The 22,194-nt window shown below is 47.2% G+C and carries 21 protein-coding genes and 1 rRNA gene; 5 read left to right on the plus strand and 17 right to left on the minus strand.

Going from position 1 to position 22,194, the window contains the following annotated elements; all coding sequences use genetic code 11:
- From NLX73_RS06455 to NLX73_RS06490, 8 genes are all read right to left on the minus strand, one after another.
- Positions 1-172 (minus strand): 16S ribosomal RNA (locus NLX73_RS06455); the annotation flags it as partial.
- 888 nt (positions 173-1,060) lie between these two features.
- Positions 1,061-2,038 (minus strand): class II fructose-bisphosphatase, encoded by a 978-nt coding sequence (glpX, locus tag NLX73_RS06460; protein ID WP_013310165.1) that lies wholly within the window; start codon positions 2,036-2,038, stop codon positions 1,061-1,063.
- Between the two features lie 147 nt (positions 2,039-2,185).
- Complete coding sequence (locus NLX73_RS06465; RefSeq protein ID WP_069291845.1) at positions 2,186-2,989, minus strand: pyruvate, water dikinase regulatory protein; 804 nt, start codon at positions 2,987-2,989, stop codon at positions 2,186-2,188.
- Positions 2,990-3,002: 13 nt separating this feature from the next.
- A complete protein-coding gene (locus NLX73_RS06470) occupies positions 3,003-3,617 on the minus strand; it encodes a helix-turn-helix transcriptional regulator (RefSeq protein WP_223822107.1) in 615 nt (204 codons plus the stop codon).
- A 236-nt stretch (positions 3,618-3,853) separates the two neighbouring features.
- The gene (locus tag NLX73_RS06475; protein WP_165175377.1) at positions 3,854-5,065 is read right to left on the minus strand and encodes an ABC transporter permease; all 1,212 of its coding nucleotides are present in this window, start codon (positions 5,063-5,065) and stop codon (positions 3,854-3,856) included.
- Complete coding sequence (locus NLX73_RS06480; protein ID WP_061832084.1) at positions 5,062-5,781, minus strand: ABC transporter ATP-binding protein; 720 nt, start codon at positions 5,779-5,781, stop codon at positions 5,062-5,064. The genes NLX73_RS06475 and NLX73_RS06480 overlap by 4 nt, the downstream gene beginning before the upstream one ends.
- A 6-nt stretch (positions 5,782-5,787) precedes the next feature.
- The gene (locus NLX73_RS06485) at positions 5,788-7,248 is read right to left on the minus strand and encodes an efflux RND transporter periplasmic adaptor subunit (protein WP_061832085.1); all 1,461 of its coding nucleotides are present in this window, start codon (positions 7,246-7,248) and stop codon (positions 5,788-5,790) included.
- 13 nt (positions 7,249-7,261) lie between these two features.
- Positions 7,262-8,425 carry a TolC family protein gene (locus tag NLX73_RS06490; RefSeq protein WP_254325712.1) on the minus strand — a complete coding sequence of 388 codons (1,164 nt, stop codon included), beginning with the start codon at positions 8,423-8,425 and terminating at the stop codon, positions 7,262-7,264.
- 318 nt (positions 8,426-8,743) lie between these two features.
- On the opposite strand from NLX73_RS06490, the gene NLX73_RS06495 reads away from it, so the two are divergent.
- Positions 8,744-8,932, plus strand: coding sequence for a hypothetical protein (locus NLX73_RS06495; RefSeq protein ID WP_013370989.1), 189 nt, complete (start codon positions 8,744-8,746; stop codon positions 8,930-8,932).
- Between the two features lie 155 nt (positions 8,933-9,087).
- Here NLX73_RS06495 and NLX73_RS06500 read toward each other — a convergent pair whose 3' ends face one another.
- From NLX73_RS06500 to NLX73_RS06510, 3 genes are all read right to left on the minus strand, one after another.
- Entirely contained in the window at positions 9,088-9,411 is a 324-nt protein-coding gene (locus NLX73_RS06500; RefSeq protein ID WP_235308267.1) for an MGMT family protein, read from the minus strand.
- 115 nt (positions 9,412-9,526) lie between these two features.
- Positions 9,527-10,687 (minus strand): rhamnogalacturonan acetylesterase, encoded by a 1,161-nt coding sequence (locus NLX73_RS06505; RefSeq protein WP_254325713.1) that lies wholly within the window; start codon positions 10,685-10,687, stop codon positions 9,527-9,529.
- 232 nt (positions 10,688-10,919) lie between these two features.
- Complete coding sequence (locus NLX73_RS06510; protein ID WP_023988436.1) at positions 10,920-11,342, minus strand: hypothetical protein; 423 nt, start codon at positions 11,340-11,342, stop codon at positions 10,920-10,922.
- 168 nt (positions 11,343-11,510) lie between these two features.
- On the opposite strand from NLX73_RS06510, the gene NLX73_RS06515 reads away from it, so the two are divergent.
- The 4 genes from NLX73_RS06515 (at position 11,511) to NLX73_RS06530 (ending at position 15,379) form a co-directional block, all read left to right on the plus strand.
- Positions 11,511-11,936, plus strand: a complete 426-nt coding sequence (locus NLX73_RS06515; RefSeq protein ID WP_023988435.1) for a CHRD domain-containing protein — start codon at positions 11,511-11,513, stop codon at positions 11,934-11,936.
- A gap of 318 nt (positions 11,937-12,254) precedes the next feature.
- Positions 12,255-13,445 (plus strand): acyltransferase, encoded by a 1,191-nt coding sequence (locus NLX73_RS06520; RefSeq protein ID WP_254325714.1) that lies wholly within the window; start codon positions 12,255-12,257, stop codon positions 13,443-13,445.
- Positions 13,446-13,555: 110 nt separating this feature from the next.
- Positions 13,556-14,257: a response regulator transcription factor gene (locus NLX73_RS06525; protein ID WP_254325715.1), complete on the plus strand. Its 702-nt coding sequence runs from the start codon at positions 13,556-13,558 to the stop codon at positions 14,255-14,257.
- Positions 14,258-14,272: 15 nt separating this feature from the next.
- Positions 14,273-15,379, plus strand: a complete 1,107-nt coding sequence (locus NLX73_RS06530; protein WP_254325716.1) for a sensor histidine kinase — start codon at positions 14,273-14,275, stop codon at positions 15,377-15,379.
- 12 nt (positions 15,380-15,391) lie between these two features.
- On the opposite strand, the gene NLX73_RS06535 is transcribed toward NLX73_RS06530, so the two are convergent.
- From NLX73_RS06535 to rhaI, 6 genes are all read right to left on the minus strand, one after another.
- On the minus strand, positions 15,392-16,147 hold the full coding sequence (locus NLX73_RS06535) for a LutC/YkgG family protein (protein ID WP_254326041.1): 756 nt from the start codon (positions 16,145-16,147) through the stop codon (positions 15,392-15,394).
- A complete protein-coding gene (locus NLX73_RS06540; RefSeq protein WP_254325717.1) occupies positions 16,131-17,660 on the minus strand; it encodes a LutB/LldF family L-lactate oxidation iron-sulfur protein in 1,530 nt (509 codons plus the stop codon). Before NLX73_RS06540 ends, NLX73_RS06535 begins: the two co-directional genes overlap by 17 nt.
- Entirely contained in the window at positions 17,657-18,385 is a 729-nt protein-coding gene (locus tag NLX73_RS06545; RefSeq protein ID WP_254325718.1) for a (Fe-S)-binding protein, read from the minus strand. Before NLX73_RS06545 ends, NLX73_RS06540 begins: the two co-directional genes overlap by 4 nt.
- 267 nt (positions 18,386-18,652) lie before the next feature.
- Positions 18,653-19,411: a DeoR/GlpR family DNA-binding transcription regulator gene (locus tag NLX73_RS06550; RefSeq protein ID WP_061831384.1), complete on the minus strand. Its 759-nt coding sequence runs from the start codon at positions 19,409-19,411 to the stop codon at positions 18,653-18,655.
- Positions 19,412-19,431: 20 nt separating this feature from the next.
- Complete coding sequence (gene rhaB, locus NLX73_RS06555; protein WP_254325719.1) at positions 19,432-20,907, minus strand: rhamnulokinase; 1,476 nt, start codon at positions 20,905-20,907, stop codon at positions 19,432-19,434.
- Positions 20,904-22,124 (minus strand): L-rhamnose isomerase, encoded by a 1,221-nt coding sequence (gene rhaI / locus NLX73_RS06560; RefSeq protein ID WP_254325720.1) that lies wholly within the window; start codon positions 22,122-22,124, stop codon positions 20,904-20,906. Before rhaI ends, rhaB begins: the two co-directional genes overlap by 4 nt.
- Between the last annotated feature and the right edge of the window lie 70 nt (positions 22,125-22,194).

The raw sequence follows: 22,194 nt of genomic DNA on the forward strand, positions 1-22,194 counted from the left end.
TAGCTACCGTTTCCGGTAGTTATCCCTGTCTTGTGGGCAGGTTGCCTACGTGTTACTCACCCGTCCGCCGCTAGGTTATGTAGAAGCAAGCTTCTACATAACCCCGCTCGACTTGCATGTATTAGGCACGCCGCCAGCGTTCGTCCTGAGCCAGGATCAAACTCTCCATTAAAGACCAACCGAAGTTGGTTTATAGAAAGAGCGATAAGCTCATGTTGAAACTGACGAGATAAAAATATCTCTTGTTCGCTTCCATTTCATACAGCCTGACGGCATGTACCAAAATTTCAGCGTTGGATTTTGCAAGCAAAATCCGTACTCACTCGTTGTTCAGTTTTCAAAGATCAAATTTTCATACGGCTTTGTTTGAGCCAGAACATTAATATAACATTTTCGTCTAATTTGTTCAACCTGTAAATAATTCCAGGCGATTCATCCAACCCATATTTTTAATAATCATTTTCGGGCTGGACTAATAATATATCAATTTAAAGCAATTAAGTCTACCTGTAAAAATTTCCAGTTTGTTCAAACTTATTAAAAATCTTTGATCTTGTTTTATCGGCTGGACTAGTAATTTAACACGTATACCAAATTAATTCTACTTGCAATTAATTCCTTTTAATAGACAACTATAGATAAACACCAAAGTAATTCATAATGCCAATAGGCGGAAGTATTACTTAAATCTGTGTTATTCTAATTTTACATGAGGATTTGCTTTGTCAATTAGTTATGGCAAAAACAATTATGCTTACGTCACTCAATGAAAGTGAGGTTATTCGATGTGTATTCCAAAAGTTGATAACTTCATCTGCTCTATGACAGTTAGATTGATCCCGAAATATGAAAAACAGCGGTATCTTTAGACGAGTCCTAGATACCGCTGTTTTATTGAACTATCGTTCCTCGTTTGTTAAACGATAAACTTAATCTCCGTATTGTGTTTACAACATACGCAACTCCTGCTTTGAGTTCACCTCTCAACGATGCAAGGCGAAGAAGAACCTTGCGCCGACTGTGGGGACAGGACAGATTTAGGAAGCCATGACTTTAATATTCAAGAGGATGCCGCTACCGCAAGCGTACCGGAAGAATCAGCTGTATGATGAATACTCCGCACGAAGCGAATCGTTTTTGTTTCCGAGTGCATTACAACTGAATGAGTTTCCGCTCTGTGACCGGGAAGAGAACGAACCCCCTGCAACCACTCTCCAGGTGTCACACCTGTAGCCACAAACATCACGCCTTGGCGTCCGACCATATCATCCATGGAAAGCAACGCACCGGGGTCAGTAATGCCCATACGTTTGCAACGCTCAATCTCTTCTTCACCATGAGGCAGCAGACGACCCTGAATTTCTCCGCCCATGCATTTCAGCGCTGCAGCAGCCAATACACCCTCAGGAGCGCCACCAGAACCGATATGCAAATCCACACCGCTATCCAGGCATGTTTCAATCGCGCCCATCACATCCCCATGGCCAAGCAATTTGATTCGAACGCCGCTTTCCCGCAGAAGCTTGATGATCCCGGCGTGCCGTGTACGATCCAGAATGGACACGGTAAGATCAGACAAGGATTTACCGAGTACTCGTGCAGCTTTTGACAATGTAGTTGGGATGGGGTCCTCAAGTGATAGCTTTCCAGCCAATGCCGGGCCAACGGCCATTTTTTGCATGTACATATCCGGAGCGTGGAGTAGACTACCACGAGGTGCAGCAGCAATGACCGACAGAGCGTTATTCAAACCATTTGCTACCGTTTCGGTTCCCTCTAGTGGATCGACAGCGATGTCCATAGCCGGTCCTCTGCGGTTGCCTACTCTTTCCCCGATATACAGCATGGGAGCCTCATCCATTTCGCCTTCACCAATGACGACCGTGCCGTCCATGGATACCGCATTAAAATGAGTGCGGATGGCTACCGTAGCCGCCTCGTCCGCGCTATTCTTATCTCCACGCCCTGTCCATTGTGCTGATTGCAGTGCCGCTGCCTCTGTTACCCGAACGAATTCCAATGCCATTTGACTCTCCATACCTATCCCTCCACCTCTCCTAAAAATAATCGTTACCCTTAAGCAAATGAATTATTTAGGGTAGCTTTGCCGCAATCTTTCTATTTATCTATTAAACTCCTGTATCCTACGATTTTAATTTTTAGTTATATGAGCAGCTACTAGGCTCTATAACATTCTGATAATCAAACCTGCCGTCTCTTCAATCGCCTTATCTGTAACATCAATAACCGGACAATTCAGCTCTTTAAACAAAGACTGCGCATACGCTATTTCCTCTTCCACCCTCGTCGCTGTAGCATACTGCACATTATTAGGAAGCCCCATAACCTTTAGTCGCTCACTGCGTATTTTTAACAGTAACTCTGGCTCGATCGTTAGTCCGAACACTCGACCACGCTGAACATCCTTCAACTGAACAGGGGGTGTCAGCTCCGGTACAACCGGTATGTTGACCGTTTTATAACCTTTATGCGCGAGAAACATGGATAAAGGAGTTTTGGAAATACGGGATACCCCAAGCAATACAATATCCGCTTTAAGAATGGCGCTCACATCTTTGCCATCATCGTATTGAACCGCAAAATCCAAGGCCTCTACACGGCGAAAATAGTTGTCGTCCAGTCGATGCAGCAGACCTGGCTTCTCTTTGGGATCGTCATGGAACGTATCGGCAAACGCCTGCATCATCGGTCCCATAATGTCGACAGCCCGCACATTCAGCCGGACAGCCTCCTCTTTCATCGCCTCTCTCAATTCCGGCTGTACCAGCGTATACGCTACAAAGCCTTTACGCTCGGCAACTTCCTCCATCACCCGGCTCAGCTCGTCTTCATCCCTCACGTTCATAAATCTTTTGATCTCTGTGTCTGGTAACTCAAATTGGCGCATGGTCGCCTGTACGACAGCTTCTGCCGTTTCGCCAATCGAGTCTGAACAGATCGCTATAAAATGACTGCTCGCCTGAACCATTCGATTCCTCCCATTAATCCTCTGCTACCATATCGAGCAACATTTTAATAATATTCGTTTTTGTAATGCGTCCCACGACTTTCCAGTGCTCCCCTGGCTTGTCGGAGTCGGAAGGGACGACGACAGGCAGGCTGTCGATTTGACGGGCAATAATTTTGCGCGCTGCCTCTAATACCGTATCCTCTGGGGAAACGGTGACAACATTCGCCTGTCGGGTCATCACAAGGCTGACAGGAATGGTTGCTGCATTGGGATTCCCTAACGTTACCTTAAGCAAATCCTTGCGGGAAGCTACCCCTGCCAAATCTCCGTCTTCATCGGTGACGATCAAATTGCTCACATTTTCCAAAAAGAGAGCCACGACAGCTTCCTGAATCGTTGTTGTTTCACGTACGATGACTGGAACCCCATGAAGATCGCCGACCTTCATTTGCAACAGCCGGAATTTTTCCTCCCGATTTGGCGTGCCCCGTTTTCCAACAAAATATCCGACCTTGGGCTTTGCATCTATGTAATTCAGAATGCCCAATTTGGATAAGTCGGTCCGAATGGTCGCCTTGCTGAGATTAAGCATTTCCGCAATCTGATCCCCGGTAATCGGGGCATGCTTTTGTACAATGTTTAAAATTTCTACTTGTCTTGCCGTAAGGTCGATGATGAACGTCCCTCCTTTTTTCTTTCGATCTGATATTGAATATAATACGTCATATATAACAATAAATCAACCTTAAAAATCATATAAAACATCATATATATAAAACTAAAGTGTTTATTCATGTCTTTTCATCATTTAAAACACTTATTACACACAAAAAACGGGTACTTACACCCTGCTCTTTCGAGTAAGGCGAAGTACCCGCTCCCTTATTCGTATCTTAAAGCATCAATCGGACGTAGCTTCGACGCCTTCCGCGCCGGATATACTCCGAACAACACCCCGACTGCCATACAGCACAGAAAAGAGTACAGCACGGGCTCTATCGAATACACAATCGGCATTTGGACGAATTTCTCGAGCAGCTTTGCACCTCCGAGACCCACCATTACGCCGACCAGTCCACCCATCAGACTGAGAAAAACAGCCTCAGCCACAAACTGCAACATAATATCACTGCGCTGCGCACCAATCGCTTTGCGAATCCCGATCTCCCTTGTGCGTTCCGTAACGGACACCAGCATAATATTCATAATGCCGACACCACCAACGCCAAGCGCAATTGCAGCTACACCGGCCAGCAACATATTCATAATCCGATCAACCCCGGACACTGTTTTTAAGATTTCCGTCTGGGTCATAATCTGAAAATCATCACCCTCTGATGGCTTTAGCTCATGTCTGACACGTAGCACCTGCCGAATTTCAGCACTTGCCTGACTAATCTTCTCCTCTGTTGTTGCGGAGGCGTTCACCTGCTGAATACTCATATTGCCTAGCCGTTCCATCCCCGTTGTAATCGGTACATATACCTGCTGACCACTGTTACTCATATTGGAATTGGAATTTGCCAGCACACCAACCACCTTAAAAGGAAGCTGTTTGATCATGATCGTCTCACCGACCGCTCTGGAGGCATCCGGACCAAAAATATTACGGGCCGCATCACTCCCAAGCACAGCCACATTCATTCGTTTATCCACTTCATAGTGTGTAAAGGACCTACCTTGAGCTAGCGACAGCTTTCTCACATGAACAAATGCCAGCGAAGTCCCCTCAATTTGCCCGCTGACCTTATTGCGGCTCCACGTAATATCTGCATTGGTCATGGCACTTGGTGCTACCTCTGCTACTGCTTTTTGCTGCTCTAGCGCATCGATATCTTCCAGAGATATTCCTTTCGTCTGACTGAACGACATGGAGCTGGACCCATCATATGGAGCATAAGGATAGATCATCAGCAGATTATTTCCCATACTGTTGATCTGAGATGTAATCGTAGCCGTTGATCCTTTACCGATGGCTACAATCATAATCACAGCGGCCACTCCGATAATAATGCCCACCATGGTCAGCAAAGATCGCAGCATATTGGTTCGCAAACTGTTGAGCGACACACGGATAATTTCCTTAAACTTCATGCCTTCACTTCCTCTGCCGCCATTCTTCGTTTCCCAACAGGCTGATCCTCTTCAATCCGCCCATCTCGAAAATGAATCAGACGCTTGGCGTATTCCGCAACCTCCTGATCATGAGTAACCAATACAACCGTTTTCCCCTGATCATTCAGACGCTGAAAAATCCCCATGATTTCAACGCTAGTTTTGGAGTCCAATGCGCCTGTCGGTTCATCCGCCAAGAGAATAACCGGATTGTTCACAAGTGCGCGCGCAATGGATACCCGCTGCTGCTGACCGCCTGACAATTCGTTCGGCCTATTGTTCATCCGATCGCCTAGACCTACGCTAGTGAGGGCTTCCATTGCCCGCAAACGACGCTCCTTGGCAGAAATACCCGCATAGATCATAGGCAGTTCCACATTCTCCAAAGCCGTTGCTCGCGGGAGCAAATGGAATTTTTGAAATACAAATCCGATTTTCTGATTACGTATAATAGCCAGTTCATCCTCGCGGGCATCTAATATCGAATAGCCATCCAAATAAAATTGTCCCGATGTAGGTAAATCCAGACAGCCGATGACATTCATCATCGTGGACTTGCCTGATCCAGACGGTCCCATGATCGCAACAAAATCACCGTCAGCAATATCAAGTTGTACCTCACGCAGGGCATGAATTTCCTGATCTCCGACCTGGTACACTTTTTTCAAATCCTCAATCTGAATGACGTATCTCATACCCGTTTAAAAGCCTCCCTGCATGCCGCCCATAGCGGAAGGATCCGGCGGAGGTTCAGGAGCAGGCACAATAAGCGTGTCACCCTCCTTTACACCTGACTTGAGCTCGACTCGATCTGGCGTGTAAAATCCGAGTTCTACGGGCTTGAATGTGCGCGCCCCTGGATTCGCAGCGTTATTGGCGGCAACATACACGCCATCCTGTCCCCCTTCGGATCTCAGCGCAGTCGCAGGTACGAACAGTACATTTTTGTGTACTCCCAAAATAACGGCCACATTCATAATCATGCCCGTTTTGAGCTTGCCTTTAGGGTCATGGACAGACAGTTCCATCAGATACGTCGTCATCCCTTCATCCGTAGAGGCTTCCGGTGAGACGAATTGCACCTTCCCTGGAAAAGATTCACCCGGATAGGCATTGGTAGTCAACACGGCTGAAAGACCCTTTTTTACTTTGACAATGTCGGTCTGACTTACCTTTACAACTACCTTAAGATCGTTGGAATCCGAGTTATTCATGACAATGAATGGAGCGGTCGGACTGGTCCCCACATCCCCGTTCACCTTCAAGATCACTCCGTCCCAAGGTGCTGTGACCTGAAGCTTGTTCAATTCATTTTTCTTCTGCTCCAGTTCCGTCGCCTGTCTTCGAACCTCTATCCGTGAGGCTTGAATATTGGATGCATCAGCAGGAACCTGAATTTTGCGAAGCTCTGCCATTGCCGTACGATATCCGATTTCAGCTTCTGAAATGGTGCGACGTTTTTGCGACATGATTTTGCGGAACTGCAGATCCAGACCATCATAGTCCGTCTGTGCTTTATCCAGTGCTTGCTCTGCCTGCTCCAATTCACTGTTGGACACCGCCCCGGCATCATGTAAAAACTTTTGGTCTTCATATGCCTTTCGCGCCTGTTCCAACTGCTTTTGGGAAGTTTTCTTCTGACTTTCGGCTTCTTCCAATTCAAATGATTCTTGCGCTGTATCGATAGCCATTTTGGCCCGAAGTACATTTGTCTTCTGAATTTCAATATCCTCTGCCTTCGGACCTTTTTCTAATTCAGCCAGCTTGGCTTTGGATATTTCCAAAGTATCAGACGCAGTCTGAATTTGCATTTTAATTTCTGAACTGTCCAGAAGAGCCAGCACCTGTCCTTTTTTCACCTTGTCCCCGGCTTTCACATTTACCGCTGCCAGCTTGTTATCACCTGCACTCGTGAAGTTTAACTTCACTTCCTTGGATGCTTGCACAGTGCCGGACGTGTCCAGCTTCTCACTCACATCGCCGCGCTCTACTTTAAGCGTCTCATCCTGAACTAAAGGTGCCTCCTGCTCCTTGGGCAGATTCAGATATACTGCCGCTCCGCCTCCACCTACAACCAGTAGAACAATTGCAGTCCATATCCACTTTTTTCTCCGTTTTTTCCGTAACTTGATTAAAGCATCATTTAAAACCGTTTCTGCCAACGCCTTTTCCTCCCTATGTGCTCCATGGCTTGTTCAACGTATACTCATTTTGATCCAACTCGATCGCCAGCTCTTCCATTTGCCGTTCAATCTGGTTCACTTTTAGCTGATTATTTTTCAACTCCGTCTCGATAATTAGACCTCTGGCCCACTTTTTGCGTGATAACTCCAAGGCCTCTTTTGCCGTACGCAAGCTTTCTTCCAGTTGTACGTATTTCTTTTGGTTTTCCTTAACCGTGGCATACAAATTGCGGAGTGATTCGGCAAAATCCTTTTGACCTTTGGCTAGCTCCTCTTTGGCTGTATCGACATCCATTTTAGCTAGATCGTAAGCACCTGCGCCGCTGTTAAAATCGAAGTATCTCACATTGAGCTCCGAAGTTTTGATACTATCCTCCAGCTTCCATAAATTCGGATTCATGTCTGTCAGCTGTTGTATATGTAATTCGATATCCAGTTTTTTGGGTTCCTTGTACACGGGTCGATCAACCAATTCATAGGCTGTTCCATTAGGCTGTCCCATGAGGAAGTTCAGAGCATCCCTGGATTTTTGCAACGCAATTTTCCCCTGTTCTACTGTTTGCTGAGCCTGGTTTCTGGCCTGTGTACTCTCGTTTTTTGCATACTCAGACAGCTTGCCGCGCGCAAATTTGGCAAGTGCAATCTTTTCCTCCGCTTGGGCGATTTCAAGTGCTTCTAGATCATTTTTCACTTGATTCTCTGCCACGAACACACTTTGGTAGCTTTTCATCACATTAAAATAAATCTGGTCTTTGGCGAACTGCGCCTGCTTTTTGCTGGCTAGATAAGATAGCGTCGAAGAGTTATAACTTCTCCAAGAGGTATTATCATCAACATATTCGCCGTCTATAAAATCAACAAATGCATTCCCCAGATCCTTTTCTGCATTTTTTAGTTCCATTCTGTGACGCTCTACGTCCCGTTCGGCGGTACGCGTATTGTAACTGTTCGTCTGTGCCCATTCCGCGGCCTGCTTGAGTGTCAATGTAGGTAAAGCCTGACCCGTTACGGATGATGTCTTCGATGTAACCCCAGCGGATGGACTAACTGACGTACTTGATGCTACATTTCCTGATAAACTCTCAGCCTGTACAGTGGAGGCCAAGCCTGATGATAAGGACAATACAAGCAGCACGGCAGCCGCTTTTTGCTTCATAGATGAATCTCTCCCCTTTCGTGCCTTCTTCGAATCATTTCCATTCTTTTCGACATAAATTTCCACGAACTCTTTGCATTCTAATTGTACTTTCAGGTTTATGTTGGTACAAGGTGTCAAAACAATACATTTTTGTAACCTTTACTTCCTGATTACTCGCTTTATACTACTTTTCGTTCAATGAGATATTGATTCAACCTATTTTCACCTGAACTTTACCTAATTTTCAGCTAATTTTAAGGAAACCAACAGCATCTATTAAGGTTTGGAACATATACTAGAGAAAGAATAACAGCCGCTCACTGGGAGGGTTAATAGATGATAAAAGAATCTCGCATGACAACCACTAACGAACCGTCTGATTTGTGGATGACCCGCTTTTTACGTGAATCAGAACAAAAAAAGAAACAACTAATCCGGGAAGCCCGGAAAAATAACGATATACCGCTGATGAACAGCATTTCTTTTCACCTTGCCCAACGGGATCAGCAGCATCTTATCGGATAAAATGACAAGTGAATCTTATGCTATAAATAACAGATTACCTCTAGTTATCTGCTTCGTATGCTAGATAAAAAAATCCGGGACAAATCGATAATTGATTTGTCCCGGATCTTTGTGATGATCAAACCTAATATAAAACCGCATAGCTTGTTCCGTTCCTATTCTTCCATCTCCGCTTGCGGATCATAGAGATATTGATCTAGTGGAATACGCCCGCTTTCATTAAAACGTATGCCTTCCTCCTCCAAATACAGACGCTGCAGGGATGCGGACTCATCCTCCTGCAAAGCAATCTCCCCCAAGCGGTTGACTACTCTATGCCAAGGAAGTCGGTGTTTTTGGCTCAATGTATGCAAAATTCGCACCACCTGCCTGGCACCTCTTGGGCTTCCGGCCTCTGCCGCAATTTGACCGTAAGTCATTACTTTTCCCTCAGGGATCAACCGTATAATTTGAAGCACACGGGCAGTGAAAGGCTGCATGTTCTAATTCCTCCGTATTACTATTGCTTTTTCAATAATTATAGCACCCTGAACAGAGGCTAAAAACCCCTGCTCCTACGAATGCAAGAAGCAGGGGAAAACCCATAATTTAAATTTAGAATCCGCTCAGACCCTGCCTTTTTAAATCCTGTACTACCAATCGGGCCAGTTCTCTTGCACCTTCATAGTTTGGATGGAGTGTATCGCCGTTCATATACAAGGCCAGTGTAGCGTCTTTACCAATAGAAGTGAAATAAGCTGAGCTAAGAACATTCAGGTCGACTAAAGGCGTTTGTTCCTCTTGAGCCAGCGCCAAAATAGCGCTTCTATACCATCTATTTTCTGCGTTGTGTACATTGTTAGCATTAAAGTCAGTGGCTCGTCCTTGCGGAGTTGACAGGATTACCGTCGCCCCCTTGGCCTTAACCTGCCGGATCATATCCCGCATCCAGTCCTTAAACTCCGCTTCGCTTTCGTTATGCTTTGGATTGGTGTCATTAATGCCCAATTGGAGAATAAAATAATCCCCCGGCTTGATATATTGGACGATGGCCTCCAACTGACCGTCCTGGTGGAAGCCTCTAGCAATTTGGCCTCCTGACGCCATATTGCGAATTTGAAAAGTATTCGTGTTCACAAACTCTGGCAGCAGTTGACCCCATCCCGCCTGCACGCTGCTATCTAGCGGATAATAGTTACAAACCGTAGAATCTCCACCGATATAAATCGTTCGATTCGTAACCGGATTGCTAGATAATTGCTTGATTTCCAATGCACTGAGTGTGAAGACCGCGCCCTCTTTGCCTTCAGTAACCAGCAGATTTAGCTGTCCGTCTGTCACTGGAATTTGAAAGCGATCCTTGGCCCCATTCCCTGTCATATTAATGACCTGATATACCCCTTCAGCCGCAATACTCGAACGAGAGGTATCTCCTAAAGTAACCGACACCTCATACAAACCAGGAGGAAGATCAACGTCAAAAGTATTCTCGCTTTTCGTACCTGTAGCCAGGAACCGTACCGCATCACTTGCCACTCCAGTCCCCGAAGCACTGACATTACGCATATTCTCAGGGGTACGAAAGCCATAGCCACGTGCTGAGTCATAGGACAGCGAAGCGCTCACTCCGGTATAACCCGTTTCGACCGTACCTCCACCAAAATCAAACTTGTACTCGCCAGCGGATGCATGTGCCGGGGTAGCTATGCCCACACCTGGTGCACCACATAAAAAAGCTGCTAAAAGCATACCAGTCAATCCTTTTTTCCACTTCATTTTTCATTCCTCCTCCAAATTTTTAATTGTATGAAGCAAAGGATATTTCGTTTTTTTGTAAGCGTATACATAAAATTCTACCCATTGTTGCAGGGGTATGCCTATGTAATTCTTATGCAAAAGAAAAGTAGTTTATTCGTTAAGCTGAAACTTGTACTTGTACACAAAAAAGCTTCGCAGTTACAACTGCGAAGCTTTATGAAGCATATTTCGTCATATCAAAATTAATGCATTAATCTGCAACCAAAATTCCGTCAAAACTCTCTGGACCTACTCGTACTGTACCCAGCAGGTTAGAAGAAACAAAAGCTGTATAAACCAATTGTGGTGTAATCGGCGGGTTAAAGTCATCGGCTGAGAACGCAATAACCTGTGGAGCTAATAAACTCAAACTAAAAGTAGACGTAGCCGAATAAACAACAGGGTCAGTGACCAGGGTACCTCTTACAATAGTGATCGTTATTCCGACTAAAGCAAGCGGAAGTTGAAGCGATATGGTTCCTTTAAGCAGAACCCGTGGCGTACCTGTAGCCCCCAGTGTGTTTAAACCGATCTGCCCAAACAATTGAGGCGTATTTAAAAGAGTGATCGGAATGGCAATAGAGTTAGCTGTCGAAGCGTTTTGGGATGTTCTTCCATCAATAAATGTTCCCATGGTTTCCCCTCCTCTCTCTACCAGATACTCATAGACTATGAAAAAGTTTGTTTTGTGCTTGGACTGAATAACTTGTAAAACACACAACTTCTGATGAATAGGCTAATGTGCAGCCCTTTCCCTGGCCCTGTGAATACACTAAACCAACACTGGGAAAGGAGGGATGTCATGTCTAATAAGTTTAGAGCCACCTTAAGGGGGGCTAATGAAGTGCCTCCTGTCAGAACAAATGCGACAGGAACAGCCGAATTCCGTTACCGTCCAACGAGCCAACAATTAAGCTTTGAACTGACTGTACGCAATATCTCACGGGTAACCGAAGCGCATATTCATCTGGGACGAAGAGGTGAAAATGGCCCTGTTGTTGCTACACTGTTTGGTCCTTCGAAGTTTGGGATAACCGTTAGAAGAGGCGTCGTTAGCGGCGTGCTTCGTGCATGTGATCTTACCGGTCCGCTCAGAGGCAGAACCATTTATGATTTGGTGTGCCAAATTAGAGAGGGCAATGCCTACGTCAATGTCCACACGATCCGTCATCCGAACGGCGCTATTCGTGGACAGATTAGACGCGCACCTATCAAACGTTGCAAATAACGAATGAACATGAGTATAAAAAAGAACTTCCATGCCACTCATTTTGAGGCTATGGAAGTTCTTTTTAATTCAGGATTTTGCAAAATTCGATTCCAGTCGCTCCGAAGTGCAAGATATAGACGAACTAAACCATTTCGATCTATATCTTGTTCATTGGAAGTCGCTTATGGGATTTTTGCAAAATCCTCAATTCTTAACAAAAGTTAAGAAGTTCATAAGCGTTTCTTAAGCCGTTCCCTTTAGGGTTGTTAAGAACTTTATCTTTTAATAGAAGGAGTTCAACAAGATATAGTTCAATCCTGAAAGGAAATGAAGCTTATGAAGACTAAGACCAAAGAAAAAATTCCCGAATTACAGTTGGTCAGAGCCATGGCGATTTTAGCCGTCTTGATGGTACATGCCACTTCTTATGCAACGGTTCAGCTTACAAATTCCAGCCTATATGTTGTATACAATGCCCTCAATGTGTTGATGAAGTATGGAACCCCCGTATTTATCGCGCTTAGCAGCATGGTGCTGTTCTACAACTACAAGGATCGTCCGATGGGACGACAGCTCTTAAGCCGCTTTTATAAGCAGAGATTGCTGTACATCCTCTTACCTTATGTCATGTTCTCTCTGTTTTATTTCATTCTGTCCCTTATGGCTGGCAGCTCCGAACCATGGAATATAGCCACACTTGCGAAGAGCTTTGCTCTGAAACTGGCCACAGGCAAAGCTTATACTCATTTATATTATATTTTTATCATGATGCAATTCTATCTCGCATTTCCATTCGTACTGTGGCTGTTCCAGCGTTGTCGGCAACTTCCACAATGGTCTATTGTCCTTGGGCTATTGGTACAGTGGTCATTTGTTATTGGAAATAAATTTCTATTTCATGTTCAAAATAAGGGCAGTTGGGCACTGTCTTATATAGCCTGCTACATGCTGGGTACTGCTCTCGGTTACTACTACCCACAGCTGAAAACGTGGTTTCTGATACGTAAGGGGGAACGAAGTGTTGCCGGAGTGCTGACATGGATCGCAATTTGGGCTTTATGGCTGATTTCAGCCACCATACATGTCTATATGTGGTACGAAAATAGAATGTACGGAATCTCGTACAATTCGCTAGTTTTTGAACTTATGTATAATATGTACAGCCTGTCTAGCACGCTGGTAATACTACAGATTTCCTTTTTAATGTACAGACGACAACATTCCTTTGTCACTCGCAAACTGGAACGTCTGGGCACACTGTCGTTTGGTGTGTATCTGATTCATCCGTTCTTCCTGCTCCTGTATCGGCAATTTTCACCACATATCGGTTCTCCGCAGCTTATTCATGCGTGGTATGCCGGAGGTTTTTTCTTTGCACTTCTTTGCTCTTGGCTCGTCGTGTCGATCATCTCCCGTTTCCTGCCATTTGCTTGGATCTTGTTCGGTCAATTACCAGAAATAGAAAAAAGACAATTCAAGCAAGAAAACCGTATTTCTTCAACTGAAACAGCACTATCCAAAGGCTGACGACCCCAAGCAAGCGAACTGAGATGAGTGTCCATAGCCTCCATCTTTAAAAAGGTATATAATACGCCCATATTGTTTACTGCTAGAAAGAACAGAAAGGGTGCACAACCATGCATAACGGAACCATTTTATTAGTAGACGATGAACCTGAAATTATTAAGCTGATGCAAATTTATTTGGAAAATGAAGGATATCGACTGCTCATGGCACGGGACGGACTGGAAGCGCTGGAGCAAGTCAGTCGGGAATCGATAGATGTGATGGTGCTTGATGTGATGATGCCCAATATGGACGGGGTTGAAGCTTGCATGAAGATCAGGGAAACCGAGCATTTTCCGATTATTATGTTGTCTGCGAAGGGACAAGATATGGACAAAATCACAGGACTTAGCGTTGGAGCCGATGATTATGTCACTAAGCCGTTCAGCCCGTTGGAGCTGGTGGCACGCATCAAATCCCAGCTGCGCAGAGTACGGAAATATACCCACTCTTCCCCTGCATTGGAGCATGAAATGATACTGGATGAACTCTCCATTAATTCTGCCACGCATGAGATCACTCTCGCCGGAGAATCCATTAAGCTGACCCCGCGCGAATTTGCCATTGTCGAGCTGTTGGCCCGTAATCGTGGTCAAGTACTGAGCATGGAGCAGATCTATGAAAAAGTGTGGAAAGAGCAATATCTGGAATCCAACAATACGCTGATGGTTCATGTGCGTAAAATTCGCGAGAAAATTGAGACTGATCCGAGAAAACCCAAATACCTGAAAACGGTGTGGGGCATCGGCTACAAAATGGAAAAATTCGATTAATGGAGGATTCACGTCTTGAAGGCAAAACGATATGACACGTTGGGATGGAAGCTGGCAGCCCTTAGCCTTGCCGCTTTCGCTCTAACCGGACTGATTTTGATGGTGTTTTATTATGGAGCATCCTTGCTGCTATGGCTGAACCCTTCCCGTTCATTTTTTGGCACCCGTCTGGTTCGCTGGACCGTAAATCACATTGGGTCCCCACTGATCATGCTGGTGGGCGGGCTACCTACATATATCTATTTCTTTTTCCTTTTTACCAAAAATACGATTGGCTACCTTCGCGAAATTACGACGGGGATGCAGGAGTTTGCTGATGGAGATCTGTCCTATACGATTCCTGTTTCTTCAGCGGACGAGCTGGGTACCTTGGCGAAAAATATGAACACCATGGCGGACAAGCTCCGTCTCTCTCTGGAAGAAGAACGGGCTTCCGCCAAAGCCAAAAACGACCTGATCACCGGCGTATCTCATGATCTTCGCACCCCGCTAACATCCGTGATCGGTTTTTTGGAATATATTGAAACCGACCGCTATCGGGATGAAATTGAGCTGCGCTATTATGTGAACATTGCTTATGAAAAGTCATTGACGCTTAAAAAACTGATCGACGAGCTGTTTGAATACACGCGTGTGAGCGGTGGCAGTCTGCCACTGGAGCTGGAGCCTGTAGATCTCGGCAAATTGCTCACTCAGCTTGCTGAGGAATTTGTACCCTCGCTGGAACAGGCGGACATGTCCTACCTTGTCCGAATCGTCGAGCCTGTTCGGATTCTAGCCGATACCGACGAGCTGGTACGCCTGTATGAAAATTTGTTTTCCAACGCTATTCGATACGGAAAAGACGGCAAACGCCTCGATATCACCATAGGACGCGAAGACGACGAGGCGGTGGTAATCTGCACCAACTACGGCACCCCAATTCCTGCGGAAGATGTCCCGCACTTGTTTGAGCGGTTTTACCGGGTGGACAAATCACGCTCCAAGGAAACTGGGGGCACCGGACTGGGCCTTGCGATTACAAAAAGTATTACTGAGCTGCACGATGGCCGCATTTCGGTTAGGAGTAATCGCAGACAAACAGATTTTGAAACCCGTTTTCCCCTCTATCATGCTCGTTAGGCGGTCTACACGCTAGCCCACTAACAACGTATAGACGATGCCGGGTCCATGCACACCAATCGTCAAATCATTTTCAATATCCGACGAGCGGCTCGGCCCAGTAATAAAATGAATGCCTGCGGGCAGTTGCTCACGCCCGATTTCGTCAAAGCGACTTAGAATCTCGCCCAGTCGTGTTCGCAAGCGCTCTACGGGCAGAAGAATAATCAGTGCGGTTGGCAAAAGGCTTACCGCACGGCCTTTCTCCGGCGAGGATAGTACCGCTACCGAACCGGTGTAAGCAGCCGCTTCGTCGGCGATGACGATGCCAATATCCGCCTCGGCAGCGCGGGCCTTCCAGTCCTCGACTGGATCGGTGTTCCATACCGATAAACGGACTTCCGGCAGCGCCGATTCCAGCTGGAGCGCATCCAGATCCGGCTCATTCTGCCGGACGATATAGGCCGCTCCCAGCTCTCGCGCTTTGAGCGCGATCCAGTCTGCGGTCTGCTCCAAATCCGGCAGACGCACGACATGCCCGCCAACACTTGTAAAGTTGGCGGTAAACTCCTCGATGCGCTGCTCCGCGCTCCATTCGAATTCGTGCCAAAATGCAGGTGCTCCGCGAAACGGCTGAACTGGCGGCTCCGTCTGTCGTGGACGCTTGAGCCGCGTCGCGATGCCGTCCATAAAGCATACCTGCTTAGCACGCGATTCTGCTTCCATTTGCTGAAGCCACGCTTCATGGGCCGCTTTTGCTTGCGCAGAAGGATTACTCTGTTCCCTCATGCTGCGTCCCTCCTTTACTTCTATCTGCCAAAATCTTCTCCATTCGGCTGAGAACATCCGGTTGCATCACGTTGCGTTCCTGCTCCAGCTTATGCTCCAGCGTGTTCCATTGCTGACGGAAGGATTTTTTCGCCAAAGAGGGAGCCACACGGTACGTATTCCATCCCTTTAGCGGGCCCAGCTTAAGGGTAATTTCGCCCTTACGGACGACCGCTTTCTGGGCAATCTGCCCTAGCCGAATCGCCGCTGCGAATCGCTTCGAGCTGGAAACCACGGTTGCAAAACCTTTCATTCCTGCCGTTTCCAGCTTATCTCCTTGTCCCGCCTCCACCTTGCGTCTACGCAAATATACCAGCATATCATGCAGCGGTATTTTGACTGGACAGGCTTCATAACACGCACCACACAGACTGGACGCACTTGCAATATCGTTCCACTCTTCGATGTTGCCATGAAGGGCAGGCGTAAGCACTGCACCGATAGGGCCACTATATGTCCCGCCATACGCGTGCCCGCCAATGTGTCGGTACACCGGACAGGCATTCAGGCAAGCCCCGCAGCGAATGCAATTCAACAGCTCTTGAAACTCGGGATTGCCTAGCTGTAGTGAACGTCCGTTATCTACGATGATGATGTGCATTTCGTCAGGCCCATCGGCATCCTGGCTGCGCCGGGGGCCTGAAACTCCAGACATGTACATGGTCAGCTTCTGTCCGGTAGCGGATCGTGGCAGTAATGTAGCCATCACCTCCAAATCCGTCCAGGATGGAATAATCCGTTCCATGCCCATCAGCGTAATTTGCGTTTTGGGCAAAGTGGATACCATTCGTGCGTTGCCTTCATTTTCAAACAGGACCATGGAGCCTGTCTCGGCGATGGCAAAATTACACCCGGTCATGCCAATATCCGCTTCTAGAAACTTTTCACGCAGCTTTTTGCGGACAAAGCCTGCCAAAATCGTCGTATCCGCGGACAGTTTCTCCCCTGCTTCTTTGGACAGCAGCTCGGCAATCTGATAGCGGTTTTTGTGAATCGCCGGAATGACGATATGAGACGGGGGCTCTCCTGCCAGTTGAATAATATATTCACCGAGGTCACTTTCAATCGTCTCGATATCCGCCCCCTCCAGCGCCTGATTCAAATGTAACTCCTCCGACACCATTGACTTGGATTTGACGACGGAACGAGCTTGGCTATGCGCAGCAATATCCAGTGTAATACGTACGGCATCGGCTGCTGTGTCGGCAAAATGGATATGCACCCCGTTGGCACGGGCATTTTCTACAAATAGATTTAAGTAATAGTCCAGATGGGCAATGGTATGAAGACGAATTTGACGGCCCCGTTCACGCCATTCCTCCCAATTTCCATGCTGCTCTGAGGCCACCCGCTTGCCGTTGCGCAGACGCTCGGTAGTGAAACGAACTGCATTCCGCAGAAAATCATCATTGAGAGCCAGCTCTGCGCGTTTCTTAACCTTTTGGTTCATGGAATGTGAGTGTACGGCGGTCATGCGTGCTTCACCCCTTCGTACAGCAGCTCAGCCAGATGCATCACCCGAACTGGCTCCTCCCGATACCGGATATTTCCGGCAATGTTCATCAAGCAGGCCATATCTAGTCCGACCAGTACCTCGGCTTCGGTCTCCCTGATGTGGTCCACTTTTTCAGTCACCATCGCTCCCGAAATATCCGGCATTTTCACCGCGAAAGTCCCGCCAAAGCCACAACAGTCCTCAGCAAAGGGAAGTGGTACTAATTGCAGCCCCTTTACACTGCCAAGCAGCTTCATCGGTTCCTCCTTCACGCCGAGCAAACGTGTGCCATGGCAAGACGGATGGTAGGTTACCTTATGCGGAAAAGACGCGCCCACATCGGTCACGCCAAGCACTTGCACCATAAATTGCGTAAACTCGTACGTCTTTTGCTCAAGCCTCCGTGCCGAATCGAGCCATTCGGGCTCATCCTTAAACAACTCCCGGTAATGATGAATCATATAGGTGCAGGAACCGGAGGGGGATACGACAAAATCGCTGTCGTTAAACGCTTTCAAAATCGTTTTGGCCGCAGCCCTCGTTTCATCCCAATACCCGCTGTTATAGGACGGCTGTCCGCAGCATGTCTGCACCTTCGGAAAATCCAGCTGAACACCATATCTGGTAAGCAAGCGTGCCATCGCTTCCCCCACCTTGGGATAAATCGCATCACTCAGACAGGTAATAAATAAAGATACCTTCATACGGAACACCCCTTCCGTCCATGGAATTGCTATTACTTTATAACTGAAAAGTTACCTTTAGTGCCACTGCGCAGTCGGATGGTGCTTCCCATCGCTGTTGCCCCCGGATTTTTACTCAATGCTAAAAATCCGGGGAAGTGATAATTTAGAAGCTTGCAGTGGGATTCTCACTTATAACTTTTTTACATCATCAAAGAATCCCCCTGCAACAGCGATCGTAAGATCAAATGAAACGCAAAGCGGCCTTCACCTTGGAAACTCCCCGCTTTATACAACCGTAACTGGAATCGCCAGCTCCGCAAGTTGACTGCGAATCGGGTCCGACAACCGTGAATCTGTAATGATCTCGGACACTTGCGACAGGTTCACGACATGCGTAAACGCCTGCTGCCCAAATTTGCTCGCATCCGCCAGTAAAATCACGCGGTCTGCAATGCTGACCATTTTCTGCTTCAAACGAGCTTGCAGTTCATTCGATTCGCTAATACCGCGATCCAGATGAACCCCTTGGCTGGAGAAAAACAATTTATCCACATAATAGGTTTCTAGTGAACGCTCTGCGAGCGGGCCTACATATGACAGCGAGCGTTGAAGCAACTGGCCCCCCGTCGAAATGACCTCGATTTTTTCCTTACCCGCCAGCTCTGTAGCTACCCGAATCGAATTTGTTAATATTGTCAAAGGAATATCCGGTAAGCTGGACGCCATATACCAGGCGGTTGTGCTAGCATCCAGTAAAATACGATCATTCGGCTGAATCTGCTTGACCGCTTCTTCGGCAATCCTACGCTTTTCCTCTGCGTTCATAATTTCCCGTACCGCATAGGGCGTTTCAGGTTGCTCGTTTTTGACACTGACCGCTCCCCCATGCGAACGGCGCAGTCGTCCCGCCTGCTCCAGGCGGTCCAGATCACGGCGGATCGTTTCCTCCGTTACTTTGCACAACTCACTCAATTCGGACACCCGTATGCTTCCTTTTTCATTAACGAGCTGCACAATCATCTCATATCTTTCTGCGACCAGCATGGCAATCTCACTCCACATCTTTAATGTACAAAAAGTCCCGCCACTCGCCGGAATTGCCCGTAGGCATCCTCCCACGCTTCTGACTCGGCAGGTTCATATTCCTCCACGGAAATAGAATCTGCGATGACCCGGCGTGCTTCCCATATATCGGCGAACTTTCCCTGTGTCATCCATTGTACCGCAAGATTGCCGATTGCGCTCGCTTCTGCAGGTCCAGCCCACACGGGTTTTTGAATTGAATTGGCCGTCCATTGGCACAGCAAGCGATTTTGAATCCCCCCGCCGACCATATGCAAACCATTAAAACGTTGTCCTGACACCCGTTCCGTAAGCTCCAAAATGTAACGATACTTTAACGCCAGACTCTCCAAAATACAGCGCGTAATCTCTCCCGGCGTCTCCGGCAACGGCTGCCCAGTGTTGCGGCAATATTGACGGATACGTGTTTTCATATCCCCGGCGTGCAGAAACAGTTCATCGTCCGGATCAATCAAAGAAGTGAATGCTGGAGCCTGTTCTGCCATATGAACCAGTTTAGGGAAGGAATAGGAGCTTCCCTGCCGCTCCCACTCTCTACGCGCCTCCTGTAAAATCCACAATCCCATGATATTTTTAAGCAGTCTGTAAGTTCGACCGACCCCACCTTCGTTCGTAAAATTAAAACGAAGTGTATCGTCATTGATTACAGGCTGTGCCGTTTCCGTTCCCATCAGGGACCATGTTCCGCAGCTTAAGTACGCAAACGAGCGCTCCAGCGCAGGTACGGCAGCCACAGCAGATCCTGTATCGTGCTCTGCTACTGCAATCACAGGAATCGCTCCAATGCCCAGATCGGTCATGACCGACGAGCGGATCGTTCCTACAACATTTCCTGGTTCTAGGACTTCACCAAACCAGGAACGGGGGATATCGATTCCAGACAAAAGCTCTTCATCCCATTTTTGCTGCAACGGATTATATAATTGCGTGCTGGTCGCATTCGAAAACTCATTGTACATTTCACCTGTCAGAAAATACCGCAGCAGATCTGGAATCATCAAGAAATGCTTTGCCTGCTCCAGCAACGGTGAACTCGCATTTCGCATAGCAGCCAGCTGATAAATCGTGTTAAACGTCAAAAACTGAATGCCCGTGCGCTGAAAAATGGACTCTTTCCCTAGCCTTCCCTGTATTTCTTCCATCACCCCATGGGTGTGCCAATCCCGATAATGATAAGGGTTGCCTAGCAGTTCTCCGGTTTCCCCAATCAATCCAAAATCGACCGCCCAAGAGTCAATCGCAAGACTGGACGGATTCACTCCCATATGTTTGGCTTTGAGCAATCCTTGCTGAACCTCGTGATACAGACGCAACAGATCCCAGTGCAGACGTTCCCCAACTTTGACCGGATCATTTGAAAAGCGATGGATTTCCTCCACCACTATACGTGAATCTATCAATTCTCCGAGTAGAACCCTGCCACTGCTTGCCCCCAAATCATAAGCGAGGATACTCACCAGCTTGCACCACCCTTGCCTCTTTGTAAAATCTGCGCGCCATAATTAGATGCCAAGTAGGCTTTCATCGGGTCTGTAGGTAATCCCTGCTCTTCACGGATCGCTCTGAGCAATGGTGCCACATCAAACTCAAACGCCTGGCGTACAGCATCCTCTGCACCCAGCACATCCTGGCGGTTTGCTGCATCTTCCACCTCTGCATGATTAATCAAGAGTGCCTTTGCATATTGAGTCTGTACATTCAACACGGAGCGAATCATGGCCGGGATTTTGGATTCAATATTGTGCGACTGATCAATCAAGTATGCGATTTTGTCCACGGTTTGGCGGATATCAGCTTCTACATCCTGAGCGGCATTTAAAATTTGATAAAAGATCAAAAATAACTCATACGGATTGGCAGAACCTACAATCAGATCATCATCTGCATATTTATAGCTATTAAAATGAAACCCACCTAGTCGCTGCTCATCAATTAGAAATGCGACAATATGCTCCACGTTGGCTCCCGGCAGATGATGCCCTGTATCCACCAGCACCTGTGCCTGCGGCCCCAACTTGGTTGCGTAATTGTACGCCATGCCCCAATCGGCAATATCCGTATGATAAAAGGCTGGCTCGAACGCCTTGTATTCAATCAGCATGCGCATGTCAGGTGTGAGCGCCTTATACATTTCACTGAGCGCTTCCAGCATCCAATTTTTCCGTTTGCGAATATCCCCCTGACCGGGATAATTCGTTCCGTCTGCGAACCATAAGCTAAAATCGTTAGAGCCCGTTTCCTTCGCAATATCCACGCATTCCAGCAAATGGTTGATGGCCTTGCGGCGGATGGACGGGTCTACATTGGTGACACTGCCGAGCATGTAGTCCTCGTCTTGAAACAAATTGGGATTCACGGCCCCAATTCGCAAACCGAGGCTTTCGGCATGACTGCGAAGCTTGCCGTAATTGTCTACTGTATCCCACGGAATGTGGATCGCAACGGATGGACATAAGCCTGTCACAGCATGAACCTGCGCGGCATCCTCCAACTTTTCGAACGGATCACGCGGGACGCCTGTTTTCTGAAAGACTTTAAACCGTGTACCTGAGTCGCCATATCCCCAGGATGGTGTTTCTATGCTAAGCGCTTTCAGCTTTGCCTTTACTTGCTCCAAGTCAATGCCTCGTTGTTGCTGTTGCTCCTCGAATAAGGCGTACGCTTTGTCACTCATCGTGGTTCCTCCTTGGAAAATAAAGTGAGTTACGGGGGGATGCCGCTTCGCGTGCGGATTGTTCTTCCGA

The organism is Paenibacillus sp. CH40 (assembly GCF_024213605.1).
In the GTDB taxonomy this organism is placed as follows: Bacteria; Bacillota; Bacilli; order Paenibacillales; family Paenibacillaceae; genus Paenibacillus; species Paenibacillus polymyxa_B.

Excerpts from the sequence above, each read along its gene's own strand:
- glpX (WP_013310165.1), bottom strand. The coding sequence starts at position 2,038 with ATGGAGAGTCAAATGGCATTGGAATTCGTTCGGGTAACAGAGGCAGCG.
- NLX73_RS06465 (WP_069291845.1), bottom strand. The coding sequence starts at position 2,989 with ATGGTTCAGGCGAGCAGTCATTTTATAGCGATCTGTTCAGACTCGATT.
- NLX73_RS06475 (WP_165175377.1), bottom strand. The coding sequence starts at position 5,065 with ATGAAGTTTAAGGAAATTATCCGTGTGTCGCTCAACAGTTTGCGAACC.
- NLX73_RS06480 (WP_061832084.1), bottom strand. The coding sequence starts at position 5,781 with ATGAGATACGTCATTCAGATTGAGGATTTGAAAAAAGTGTACCAGGTC.
- NLX73_RS06490 (WP_254325712.1), bottom strand. The coding sequence starts at position 8,425 with ATGAAGCAAAAAGCGGCTGCCGTGCTGCTTGTATTGTCCTTATCATCA.
- NLX73_RS06495 (WP_013370989.1), top strand. The coding sequence starts at position 8,744 with ATGATAAAAGAATCTCGCATGACAACCACTAACGAACCGTCTGATTTG.
- NLX73_RS06500 (WP_235308267.1), bottom strand. The coding sequence starts at position 9,411 with ATGCAGCCTTTCACTGCCCGTGTGCTTCAAATTATACGGTTGATCCCT.
- NLX73_RS06505 (WP_254325713.1), bottom strand. The coding sequence starts at position 10,687 with ATGAAGTGGAAAAAAGGATTGACTGGTATGCTTTTAGCAGCTTTTTTA.
- NLX73_RS06510 (WP_023988436.1), bottom strand. The coding sequence starts at position 11,342 with ATGGGAACATTTATTGATGGAAGAACATCCCAAAACGCTTCGACAGCT.
- NLX73_RS06515 (WP_023988435.1), top strand. The coding sequence starts at position 11,511 with ATGTCTAATAAGTTTAGAGCCACCTTAAGGGGGGCTAATGAAGTGCCT.
- NLX73_RS06520 (WP_254325714.1), top strand. The coding sequence starts at position 12,255 with ATGAAGACTAAGACCAAAGAAAAAATTCCCGAATTACAGTTGGTCAGA.
- NLX73_RS06525 (WP_254325715.1), top strand. The coding sequence starts at position 13,556 with ATGCATAACGGAACCATTTTATTAGTAGACGATGAACCTGAAATTATT.
- NLX73_RS06535 (WP_254326041.1), bottom strand. The coding sequence starts at position 16,147 with ATGAGGGAACAGAGTAATCCTTCTGCGCAAGCAAAAGCGGCCCATGAA.
- NLX73_RS06540 (WP_254325717.1), bottom strand. The coding sequence starts at position 17,660 with ATGACCGCCGTACACTCACATTCCATGAACCAAAAGGTTAAGAAACGC.
- NLX73_RS06545 (WP_254325718.1), bottom strand. The coding sequence starts at position 18,385 with ATGAAGGTATCTTTATTTATTACCTGTCTGAGTGATGCGATTTATCCC.
- NLX73_RS06550 (WP_061831384.1), bottom strand. The coding sequence starts at position 19,411 with ATGCTGGTCGCAGAAAGATATGAGATGATTGTGCAGCTCGTTAATGAA.
- rhaI (WP_254325720.1), bottom strand. The coding sequence starts at position 22,124 with ATGAGTGACAAAGCGTACGCCTTATTCGAGGAGCAACAGCAACAACGA.